Source organism: Stenotrophomonas sp. HMWF003 (assembly GCF_003061285.1).
Classification (GTDB): domain Bacteria; phylum Pseudomonadota; class Gammaproteobacteria; order Xanthomonadales; family Xanthomonadaceae; genus Stenotrophomonas; species Stenotrophomonas maltophilia_AP.
The window spans coordinates 1-11,406 of sequence record NZ_QAIW01000373.1 but is presented as its reverse complement, the minus strand read 5'-3'; the positions used below and the strand labels follow the sequence as shown (position 1 = coordinate 11,406).

At 65.5% G+C, this 11,406-nt stretch carries 9 protein-coding genes; 1 reads left to right on the top strand and 8 read right to left on the bottom strand.

Annotation, left to right across the window (positions count from 1 at the left end; translation table 11 throughout):
• On the bottom strand, positions 1–474 hold a 474-nt coding region (locus DBR34_RS23340), incomplete at its 3' end, for a glycosyl hydrolase family 18 protein (RefSeq protein ID WP_258223981.1).
• 254 nt (positions 475–728) lie between these two features.
• On the opposite strand from DBR34_RS23340, the gene DBR34_RS15520 reads away from it, so the two are divergent.
• On the top strand, positions 729–1,736 hold the full coding sequence (locus DBR34_RS15520) for a hypothetical protein (RefSeq protein WP_128097468.1): 1,008 nt from the start codon (positions 729–731) through the stop codon (positions 1,734–1,736).
• Between the two features lie 147 nt (positions 1,737–1,883).
• Here DBR34_RS15520 and pnp read toward each other — a convergent pair whose 3' ends face one another.
• From pnp to rimP, 7 genes are all read right to left on the bottom strand, one after another.
• Positions 1,884–3,992: a polyribonucleotide nucleotidyltransferase gene (pnp, locus tag DBR34_RS15515; protein WP_038687262.1), complete on the bottom strand. Its 2,109-nt coding sequence runs from the start codon at positions 3,990–3,992 to the stop codon at positions 1,884–1,886.
• Positions 3,993–4,142: 150 nt separating this feature from the next.
• On the bottom strand, positions 4,143–4,403 hold the full coding sequence (gene rpsO, locus DBR34_RS15510; RefSeq protein WP_128097467.1) for a 30S ribosomal protein S15: 261 nt from the start codon (positions 4,401–4,403) through the stop codon (positions 4,143–4,145).
• 162 nt (positions 4,404–4,565) lie between these two features.
• Positions 4,566–5,489 carry a tRNA pseudouridine(55) synthase TruB gene (truB, locus tag DBR34_RS15505; RefSeq protein WP_128097466.1) on the bottom strand — a complete coding sequence of 308 codons (924 nt, stop codon included), beginning with the start codon at positions 5,487–5,489 and terminating at the stop codon, positions 4,566–4,568.
• Positions 5,490–5,607: 118 nt separating this feature from the next.
• Complete coding sequence (gene rbfA, locus DBR34_RS15500; protein WP_258223988.1) at positions 5,608–6,042, bottom strand: 30S ribosome-binding factor RbfA; 435 nt, start codon at positions 6,040–6,042, stop codon at positions 5,608–5,610.
• A gap of 71 nt (positions 6,043–6,113) precedes the next feature.
• Positions 6,114–8,762, bottom strand: coding sequence for a translation initiation factor IF-2 (gene infB / locus DBR34_RS15495; protein ID WP_128097465.1), 2,649 nt, complete (start codon positions 8,760–8,762; stop codon positions 6,114–6,116).
• A 95-nt stretch (positions 8,763–8,857) separates the two neighbouring features.
• Positions 8,858–10,369 (bottom strand): transcription termination factor NusA, encoded by a 1,512-nt coding sequence (gene nusA, locus DBR34_RS15490; protein ID WP_038687252.1) that lies wholly within the window; start codon positions 10,367–10,369, stop codon positions 8,858–8,860.
• Positions 10,370–10,373: 4 nt separating this feature from the next.
• The gene (gene rimP, locus DBR34_RS15485; protein ID WP_038687250.1) at positions 10,374–10,964 is read right to left on the bottom strand and encodes a ribosome maturation factor RimP; all 591 of its coding nucleotides are present in this window, start codon (positions 10,962–10,964) and stop codon (positions 10,374–10,376) included.
• Positions 10,965–11,406 lie beyond the last annotated feature (442 nt).

The window sequence follows — 11,406 nt, the reverse complement described above, 5'->3', positions numbered from 1 at the left end:
GTCCTGCGGGCGGTCGGTGATGTCGGTCGGGCCGCCATACACCGGGAATTCCCAGTCGATGTCCACGCCGTCGAAACTGCCGCGGTGCGTGTCGAAGAACAACGCCACGCAGGACGCAACAAACCGCGCGCGGCTGTCGGCCGTCAACGCCGCGTCGGAGAAGCCGCCGGCGTTCCAGCCGCCGATCGAGATCAGGGTATGCAGCTTCGGATGCGCACGCTTGAGCGCCGCCAGCGCCGTGAAATGCGCGTCCGCCTGCGGCCCCACCACGCACCTGCCCGCGTCGATGGTGGCGAATGCGTAGAACAGATGGGTGAGCGTGTCGGCCGGTATGTCCGCGACCGGATAGCGTTCGGCCGAGCCGCCCGGGTAGTACGCCCCGATCACCTTCGACGGGGGTTCGGCGGCGGACGCGGCCAGCGACAGCGCCGCGGCGGCGCAGGCGACAAGAACGGCAAGGCGCTGACGGAACATGCAGACTCCAGAAGGGTCGATGGCCGGGCCACGTTAGCAAATGCATACGCGTGCGACGACGGTACTGCAGGCCTTTTGACCCGATGTCCGGCGAAGTCGTCCAGCGGACACCCGCGCGCCGCCGGCATCTGCCAACGCAGTGTCGCGCAGGTCAATCGCGGCACCGGGCAAGGCCCACTGATGTCCTGTCGCTCCACGACGGCGTGCCGCTGCGACAGGCGACGGTGCGCCTGGATTCGGCCTATCCTGCGCACATGACCGACACTTCCGATCCACGCGACACCGCACCGGACACCGCCGCCAGGGACGCGCTGGAAGCGCGCGCCTACGATGCCTTCGACCACGGCCAGCTGAAGCAGGCCAGTGCACTGTTCGGCGAACTGACCACGCTGGCGCCCGAGGTGCCGTACCTGCATTACATGCGCGGCCTTGCCCACAAGTACCTGCGCGACTGGCCCGCCGCACTGCAGCATGCCCTGCGCGCGCAGGCGCTGCAGGGCTCGGCCGACGACGCCAGTGCCTGGAATGCCGGCATCGCCGCGACCGCCCTGGGCGACTGGGCCGAAGCGCGCCGGCAATGGACCCGATGCGGCATCGGCATTCCCGAGGGCGACGGTCCGATCGAACACGATTTCGGACTGGTCAGCATCCGCCTCAATCCCTGGGGCAATGGTGAGACCGTGTTTGCACGGCGCATCGATGTGGTGCGCGCGCGATTGTTGAACGTGCCCCTGCCGGAAACCGGCCACCGGCTGTTCGACATCGTGCTGCATGACGGCGCCAAGACCGGCGAGCGCGCGCTGGATGACGGCATGGTGCCGGTGTTCAACGCCCTGCAGATCCTGCAGCGCTCGGACCACCGTACCTTCGTGGCCTTCATCCGCTGCCCGTCGGCCGATGACCTCGACGAACTGCAGGCAGCCGAACTGCCCGGCATCGGCTACGTGGAAGACTGGACCGCGTCGATCGTGACGCTGTGCCTGCGGTGCAGCTATGGCGTCGGCCACCGCCGCGACGATGCGGCCGACACCGACCACGATGAAGGCGGCGCCAGCAACGATGACTGGCAGGTCGAACGCAACCTGGGCATCGGCGCGCAGGGCAAGGCGGCGGTGGAGCGGCTGCTGGCCAACTGGGTGGCCGCGGGGCCGGGGCGCAGCGTCGATGCGATCGAGAGCCCGCCGTGCGAGGAGAGTGCACCGGAAGAAGGCACGGTGTGGTGGCGGGGGGTGGGCGACGATGAGGACGAGAGCGAGGCGTAGGCGCCTGCCTGGAGAGTATCGTCGGCCGGGTTACGCAACGACGGGCACAAAAAAGCGGGCCGAAGCCCGCTTTTTTGTTGTTCGAACGCGTGAGGCGCAGGGGTGAGGACCAACGGTCCCCACCTGCCGCGCCACCGGCCCGGCCGATTACTCGGCGACGGCGCCTTCGCCTTCTTCGACGGCCTTCATCGACAGGCGGATACGGCCCTGCTTGTCGACTTCCAGCACCTTGACCTTGACCACATCGCCTTCCTTCAGCACGTCGCCGACCTTCTCGACGCGGTCGCTGGAGATCTGCGACACGTGCACCAGGCCGTCCTTGCCCGGCAGGATGGTGACGAACGCACCGAAGTCCATGATCTTGGCGACCTTGCCTTCGTAGATGCGACCCGGCTCGACGTCCGAGGTGATCTGCTCGATGCGGGCCTTGGCAGCCTGCGCAGCGATGGCATTGACCGACGCGATGACGATGGTGCCGTCATCCTGGATGTCGATCTGGGTGCCGGTTTCCTTGGTGATGGCCTGGATGGTCGAACCACCCTTGCCGATCACTTCGCGGATCTTGTCCGGGTGGATCTTGATGGTCAGCAGGCGCGGCGCGTAGTCCGACAGCTCCTGGCGCGGAGCGGTCAGGCCGTGGGCCATTTCGCCCAGGATGTGCAGACGGCCAGCCTTGGCCTGCTGCAGAGCCTGCTTCATGATCTCTTCGGTGATGCCTTCGATCTTGATGTCCATCTGCAGGGCGGAGATGCCCTCAGCGGTACCGGCAACCTTGAAGTCCATGTCGCCCAGGTGATCTTCGTCACCCAGGATGTCGGACAGGACGACGAAGCGCTCGCCTTCCTTGACCAGACCCATGGCGATACCGGCCACCGGCGACTTGACCGGCACGCCGGCGTCCATCAGGGCCAGCGAGGAACCGCAGACCGAGGCCATCGACGAGGAGCCGTTCGACTCGGTGATTTCCGACACGACGCGGATCGTGTACGGGAAGGATTCCAGCGACGGCATCACTGCCAGCACGCCGCGCTTGGCGAGGCGGCCGTGGCCGATTTCGCGACGCTTCGGGCCCATCATGCGGCCGGTCTCACCCACCGAGTACGGGGGGAAGTTGTAATGGAACAGGAAGTTGTCCTTGTACTCACCGGACACGGCGTCGATCACCTGACCGTCGCGGGCGGTGCCCAGCGTGATGGTCACGATGGCCTGCGTTTCACCGCGGGTGAACAGCGACGAACCATGGGTACGCGGCAGGATGCCGGTCTTCACGGCGATCGGGCGGACGGTGTCCAGCGCACGGCCGTCGATGCGGACCTTGGTGTCCAGCACCGAGTTGCGCATGGTGCTGTATTCCAGCTCGCCGAATTCCTTCGACAGCTCGGCCGGGTTCCAGCCTTCAGCGGCCACGCGGCCAGCCAGCGACTCGACCACGTCCTTCTTGATCGCCGAGATGGCGTCGCGGCGCTGCAGCTTGTCGCGCACCTGGAAGGCTTCGCCCAGACGCGGGCCGATGGCTTCCTGCAGGGCGCTGATCAGCACCTCGTTCTTGGCCGGGGCAACCCAGGTGGACGGCTTGGTGCCGGCTTCCACGGTCAGCTCGTTGATCGCGTTGATGACCTTCTGCATTTCGCGGTGACCGAAGGTCACGGCGCCCAGCATCACGTCTTCGGACAGCAGCGCGGCTTCGGATTCCACCATCAGCACGGCGTTGGCGGTACCGGCGACAACCAGTTCCAGCTCCGAATCCTTCAGTTCGGTCACGGTCGGGTTGAGGATGTATTCACCGTTCTTGTAACCCACCTTGGCAGCGGCGATCGGACCCTTGAACGGGGTACCGGCCAGCGACAGTGCAGCCGAGGCGCCGATCAGCGCGGCGATGTCGCCGTCGATGTCCGGGTTCAGCGACATCACGGTGGCGATGATCTGAACTTCGTTCTTGTAGTCTTCCGGGAACAGCGGGCGGATCGGACGATCGATCAGGCGCGAAATCAGCGTCTCTTTCTCGGTCGCACGGCCTTCGCGCTTGAAGAAGCCACCCGGGATACGGCCACCGGCGTAGAACTTCTCCTGGTAGTCACAGGTCAGGGGGAAGAAGTCCTGGCCCTCACGCGCGCTCTTGGCAGCCACGGCGGAGACCAGCAGCACGGTGTCGTCGAACTTGACGATGACGGCGCCACCGGCCTGGCGGGCGATTTCGCCGGTCTCAAGCGTGACGGTGTGCTTGCCGTACTGGAAGGTTTTGGTGATTTTTGCCACGGGGGATGTCCTTGGGATGATGCTTTCTTCGAATGGACCGCGGGCGACCCTTGCCGCCGACGGGTGACCGGTTGTCCGGCCCAGGCGTTTGATGCGGTACTACCAAAACAAAACCGCGGCGCATTCCTGCGCCGCGGTTGGGATTCCTGCTTAGCGACGCAGGCCGAGCTTTTCGATCAGGGCCTTGTAACGCGGAGCGTCTTTCTTCTTCAGGTAGTCGAGCAGGCTGCGGCGGCGGTTGACCATCTGCAGCAGACCGCGGCGGCTGTGGTGATCCTTCTTGTGGGTCTTGAAGTGGCCGGTCAGCAGTTCGATGCGGGCGGTCAGCAGGGCGACCTGGACTTCCGGGGAGCCGGTGTCGGTGGCGCTGCGCTTGTTGTCTTCAATAACCTTCTGGGTGTCGATCGACATATCAGTTTTCTCTTGGATGCGTGGCCCGCAGAAACGTCCCATTGACGTACCGCGTGACTCGCCGTGAACGAAAGGATGAACCCGCAGAACGCGGGAAGCCTGAAAAGGCCGCGAAATTGTAACGGGCGCAGCCCGCCGGGACAAGGACCGGCTGCGCCGGGGTCAGCCCTGCCCGGCCAGGTTGAAGCGCCGCTGCGGCCCCAGCCGGCCGTTCTCGTCGACCTGGCCCAGGCCCTGGATGGCCTCGTCCGGGCCGTACACCACGACCGTACCCTGCGCCCAGGACGGGTCGCGCAGGCGCTGGCCCACGCAGAAGCGCGGGGTCTGTTCAGCGTCCAGGGTAACCCGCGGGTAGTGCGCCAAGCCGGCGTCCAGCGGCAGCAACAGGGCATCGATGGCCGCCTCGTCGCCCTGCTCCACCAACGTCCGCAGGGTGTCCAGGGACACCATCGGCGCGTCGCGGAAGGGGTCCACCCACAGCCGGCGCAGGCCGGCGATGTGCGCTCCACAGCCCAGCGTCTCGCCAAGGTCGCGGGCCAGGCTGCGGATATAGGTGCCTGAACCGCAGGTCACGCGCAGGCGCAGCCGGGTCGGTTGCTGCTCCAGCACCTCGATGGCGTGCACCTCCACCTGGCGCTCCGGGGCCTCGATGACCTCGCCGCGGCGCGCCTTCAGGTACAGCGGTTCGCCCCCCTGCTTGAGCGCGGAGTAGATCGGTGCGCGCTGCAGGATGCGTCCTTTCAACGGTGCCAGCGCAGCCTCCAGCGCATCGGCGCTGATCGCCGGCACCGGCCGTTCGCGCAACACCGCGCCATCGGAATCGTCGGTATCGGTGGTCTGGCCCAGCACCACCTCGGCGTCGTAGGCCTTGGCCGAGCCCAGCAGCAGGCCGGCAATCTTGGTGGCCTCGCCGAAGCACAGCGGCAGCAGGCCGGTGGCCAGCGGGTCCAGGCTGCCGGTGTGGCCGCCCTTCTCGGCGCGGTACAGGCGCCGCGCGATCTGCAGCGCGGCGTTGGAGCTCATGCCGCCCGGCTTGTCGAGCAGCAGGATGCCGTCCAGGCGACGGAATGTGATTCGGGGTGCCATGTCGTGGTTTCACTCGGCGCCATGCGGCGCTGCCGGCAGGTCCGGCGGTCGACGGTGCGGTCGTGATCGACCCGCGCACCGCCCCATAAGACAACAGCCCTTGCGGGCTGTTGGTCCATCAATCAGATTTCTTGCCGCTTTTGTCCGCGTCGCCATCCCCGGCGTCTTCCTCGGGCTGCCGGCTCTTTTCAGCCGCCAGCGTATCGGGCAGGTCACGCAGGATGTTGTCGATGCGCTCGCCGCGATCCACCGAATCATCGTAGTGGAAGTGCAGCTCGGGCACGTGGCGCAGCTTCATGGCACGCGCCAGTTCCATGCGCAGCCCCCAGGCCAGTTCCTTCAGGCCCTTCATGGCTTCAACCGAACGTTCGGGCATCAGCGCCGTGACGAAGATCTTGGCATGCGCCATGTCACGGGTGATTTCCACGTCGGAGACGCTCACCGAAGGCAAGCCGTGTTCACGCACCGCGTTGTGCACGAGCGTTCCCAGTTCACGGCGGATCTGGGCGGAAACACGGTCGGTTCGATGGAAGGTCTTTGGCACGGTAGGCAGGCTCGTCTTGAAAAGGTGATGCGGATCAAACGGAAAGAACCGGACCGCGCGAGGCGGTCCGGCCTGGAACATTACAGGGTGCGCGGCACTTCGATACGCTCGAAGCACTCGATCTGGTCACCCGGCTTGACGTCGTTGTAGGCCTTCACGCCGATACCGCATTCGGTACCATTGCGGACTTCCTCGACGTTTTCCTTGAAGCGGCGCAGCGATTCCAGCTCGCCTTCGAACACCACCACGCTGTCGCGCAGGACCCGGATCGGCTTGCTGCGCTTGACCGTGCCTTCGATGATCATGCAGCCAGCGACTGCACCGAACTTCGAGCTGCGGAACACATCGCGGACCTGGGCGATACCGATGATCTCTTCGCGGATTTCCACGCCGAGCAGACCGGAGGCCACCTGCTTCACCTGATCGATCACGTCATAGATGATCGAGAAGTAACGCAGGTCCACGCCGTTGGATTCAATGATGCGACGGGCCGAAGCATCCGCACGCACGTTGAAGCCGATCACGGTGGCCTTGGAGGCAACCGCCGAATTGGCGTCCGACTCGGTGATGCCGCCCACGCCGGAGTGGATCACGTTGATGCGGATGTCTTCGTTGGACAGCGCGACCAGTGCCTGGCTCAGCGCCTGCACCGAACCCTGCACGTCGGCCTTGATCACCAGGTTCAGCACCTGCTGGCCATCGCCCTTGCCCAGGGTTGCCATGATGTCTTCCATGCGGCTGCCGGCCGACTGCACCAGGCGCGATTCGCGGCGCTTGGTTTCGCGCTGCTGCGCGACGTCCTTGGCCAGACGCTCGTCTTCGACCACCACGAAATCATCGCCGGCATCCGGCACGCCGGACAGACCCAGCACCTGCACCGGAATAGACGGGCCAGCCTGGTCGGGCTGCTTGCCGGTTTCGTCGAACAGGGCGCGCACGCGGCCGTACTGGATACCGCAGACCAGGTAGTCGCCCTTCTTCAGCGAACCCTGCTGCACCAGCACGGTAGCGATCGGGCCGCGGCCCTTGTCCAGCGAGGACTCGATGACCACACCGCTGGCGCGGCCATCGGGCACGGCCTTCAGTTCGAGCAGTTCGGCCTGGACCGAGATCGCGTCGAGCAGGTCGTCGATGCCCAGGCCAGCCTTGGCCGAAATTTCGACCATCTGGATGTCGCCACCGAAGTCTTCGGACACGACCTGCTCACCGAGCAGTTCGTTCTTGACGCGCATCGGGTCGGCACCGGCCTTGTCGATCTTGTTGATCGCCACGATCAGCGGCACACCGGCCGAACGCGCATGCTGGATGGCTTCCTTGGTCTGCGGCATCACGCCGTCGTCGGCGGCCACCACCAGCACCACGATGTCGGTCAGCTTGGCACCGCGGGCACGCATGGACGTAAACGCCGCGTGGCCCGGGGTATCCAGGAAGCTGATCACGCCCTTCGGCGTTTCAACGTGGTACGCACCGATGTGCTGGGTGATGCCACCGGCTTCGCCCGTGGCGACCTTGGTGCGGCGGATGTAATCCAGCAGCGAGGTCTTGCCGTGGTCGACGTGGCCCATGATGGTGACCACCGGCGGACGCGCCGTCGGCTCGCCCTGGTTGCCACCGGCCAGCGCCAGCAGCGCGTCTTCGGCGTCGTTGGTGTTGGCACGGATCACGTTGTGGCCGAGTTCTTCGGTCACCAGCGCGGCGGTGTCGTGGTCGATGGTCTGGGTGATGGTCGCCATGACGCCCATCTTGAACAGCGCCTTGACCACGTCGCCGCCCTTCAGGGCCAGCTTCTGGGCCAGGTCGGCCACGGTGACGGTGTCGCCGATGGTGACGTCACGCACGATCGGAGCGACCGGACGTTCGAAACCATGGGCACCGCCGCCGCTGCGCGACTGGTTGCTGTCACGACGGCCGCCGTGCTGGGTACGCCCGGTCGGGCGACCACGCGAGTTGCTGTTGTTGCCGCGACGGGCACGGTCGGCAGCCGACAGGTGCAGCTGACCGGCGAAGCGGTTGCCACCCTCGTCGTCACGCTTGGCGCCCGGACGGTTGTTGTTGTTGTTGTTCGAGTTGCGGTCGTCCGAACGCGGGGCCGGACGCGCAGCCGACGGCGCCGACGGGCGCGCGGCACGGGCCGGTGCATCGGCGGCAGCGGCCGGCTTGGCCGCGGCAGGTGCCGGTGCAGGCGGTGCGTTCCTGGCCGCTTCCGCAGCAGCTTCGGCCGCCTTGCGCTCGGCTTCGGCACGCTCCTTGGCGTCGATTTCTTCCTGACGCTTGCGGGCGATTTCCTCGTCGCGTGCACGGTCCTTTTCGGCCAGTGCGCGCTGCTCGTCCAGATTGCGCTGGCGGGATTCCTCCAGCTTGCGCAGGATGTCGGCGCGCTCTTCATCCGCCGTCATCGGCTTGCCGCTGGCGTCCTTCATGTAGGTGCGCTTCTGGCGCACTTCCACGTTGACAGTGGTCTTGCTGCGGCCGGCGCTGACGGTCACTTCCTGCAACTTGCGACGGTTGAGGGTGATCTTCTTGGCGGCGTCGTCGGTGCTCTCGACGGGCTGCTCGGTCTTGCCGTGCGAACGACGAAGGAAGCCCAGGAGCTTCACCTTCTCGGTGCTGGTCACGACCTGGTCGGGACCGCTGAACTTCATGCCGGCTTCGGCAAGCTGTACAAGCAGTTTATCGACCGGGGTGTTGACCAGTTCGGCAAGCTTGCGGATGGTGGTTTGCTGCGACATTCGGATCCTATGATCTGGTTGGCGCTCCCTCGAAACGTGCGAAGGCAGCGCGGAGTCTAAGCCCTGAGCGGGTCAGGGCACTGTTCATCGCTGGCTCATTCGCCGCGCTCCAGGCGGGCGATCTCCTCGGCTCGGGCGGCCAGGATCAGGGCGGCGGCGCGCTCCTGGTCCAGGTCCTCGATACCGAACTCGAGGATCTCGTCGGCGGCCAGGTCCGACAGGTCCTCACTGGTACGCACGCCATGACCGGCCAGGGCGTAGGCAGTTGCCTCGTCCATGCCTTCCAGGGCGAGCAGGTCGTCGGACGGCGAACCGTCTTCCAGACCTTCTTCCACCGCCAGCGCTTCGTTGAGCAGCGCATCGCGGGCACGGGCACGCAGCTCTTCGACGATGTCTTCGTCGAAGCCTTCCACGGCCAGCAGTTCGCCGACCGGGACGTAGGCGATTTCTTCCACGGTGTTGAAGCCTTCGGTCACCAGGATGGCGGCGATTTCTTCATCCACTTCCAGCTTGTCCATGAACAGCTGGCGGGCAACGCCCTGCTCTGCCTCGGACTTGGCGGTCACCTGGTCCTGGGTCATCACATTGAGCTGCCAGCCGGTCAGGCGGCTGGCGAGGCGCACGTTCTGGCCGCCCTTGCCGATCGCCTGGGCCAGGCGCTCTTCAGCGACGGCCAGGTCCATGGAGTGCTTTTCTTCGTCGACGATGATCGACTGCACTTCCGCCGGCGCCATCGCGTTGATGACGAAGTTGGCCGGGTTCTCGTTCCACAGCACGATGTCCACGCGCTCGCCGTTGAGCTCGTTGGACACGGCCTGGACGCGCGAACCGCGCATGCCGATGCAGGCACCGATCGGATCGGTACGCGAATCGTGGGCCAGCACGGCGATCTTGGCGCGGTCGCCCGGGTCACGTGCACAGGCCTTGATCTCGACCAGGCCCTGGCCGACTTCCGGCACTTCAAGCTTGAACAGTTCGATCATGAATTCCGGGGCGGCGCGGCTGATGAACAGCTGCGGGCCACGCGGTTCCGAACGCACTTCGGCCAGGTAACCGCGGACGCGGTCGCCGGCGCGCAGGACGTCGCGCGGAATGCCCTTGTCCTTCGGGATGAAGGCTTCGGCGTTGCCGCCGAGGTCGACATAGATGTTGCCGCGCTCGGCGCGCTTGACCACACCGGTGACCAGTTCGCCGACGCGGTCCTTCCATGCATCCACGACCTGCTGGCGCTCGGCTTCGCGCACGCGCTGGACGATGACCTGCTTGGCGGCCTGGGCAGCGATGCGGCCGAAGTCGGGGTTTTCGATCTGTTCTTCGATGTAATCGCCAACTTCGACGCCTTCAGCTTCGTCGATGGCATCCATCAGGCGGATCTGGCGGTCCGGGGACTCCATGACCACGTCATCGGCCACCACTTCCCAGCGGCGGAAGGTTTCGTAGTTGCCGTCCTTGTGGTCGATCGACACACGGGCCAGCACTTCTTCGTCGGGGTAGCGCTTTTTCGCGGCCGACGCCAATGCTGCCTCGATGGCATCGAAGATCACTTCACGCGGAACGCCCTTTTCATTGGCGACCGCATCCACTACCAGCAAAAGTTCCTTGCTCATTGGCTCACTCCGCGCGCGGCTTTTTGGCCGCCGGCTCGTTGGATGGTTTCTTGTTCGCCTTGCCACCCTGCTTGGGTGCCGGGCCAGTCGGTTTGGTCGGAGCGAGGCCGAGGGCGGCCCAGTCCGGCATGATGCGTGCCTTGTCGATATTCTCGACGTCGGCGGTGAACGGGGCGTTGTCGACCTTGAAGGTGACGGTACCCTGTTCGTTGTCTACTGCGAGAATCTCGCCCTGCAGGCGACGACGGCCGTCCTGCGGGAGCTTGAGCGTGACCTTGGCCGATTCGCCGATGGCACGTTCGAATTGTTCTGCGGTGAACAGCGGGCGATCCACACCGGGAGAGGACACTTCCAGGGTGTAATTGGCGCTGATCGGGTCTTCGACGTCCAGCTGCGCGGACACTTCGCGGCTTACGCGTTCGCAGTCGTCGATGTTGACGATACGCTCGGGCTGTTCGGCCAGCGGCACGTCGATGTAAAGGCGCAGCGTCGCACCACCCGGGGCAGTGAGATATTCCACGCCCAGCAGCTCGAGACCCAGCGACTGAACGGTGGGGGCGAGCAGATTCGCGATTTCGGTTGCCTTGTCGCTCACAGTCGGCCTTGATTCGTTGAAAGAGATACGGGTTGGCCAGTCACGCTGGCCGGGCTCTACTGAACATGTTCCGGAAACAACAAAGGGCCCGCTGGGCCCCTTGTCCGGTACAACTCCGGTCATGCTGGATTCCGGTAGCGGGAACACACGCGGTGTGTATTCCTGCGAGCCCAGTCTTCCGGGGGGTCACGGCGGCCTGGGTACAGGGTGCCGTTCCTGGAAGCCGGTCGCGGGCCGCATTCATATCCGCTGAAAGGATACGCATGGTCAGTCCGCTAAGCCGCTGATGATAGCCGTTGCACCGCGCTGGTGCAATGGCTTGGGGTCTTTGCGGGGTGGGTATTGGGAAAGCTGAACGGGCTGAGCGGGTTCCGGTGCATGGATCAAAGGCGGGGCTGGTCGCTTGCGTCGAGAGCGCCGGCGCGGTGCAACGGCTATCATC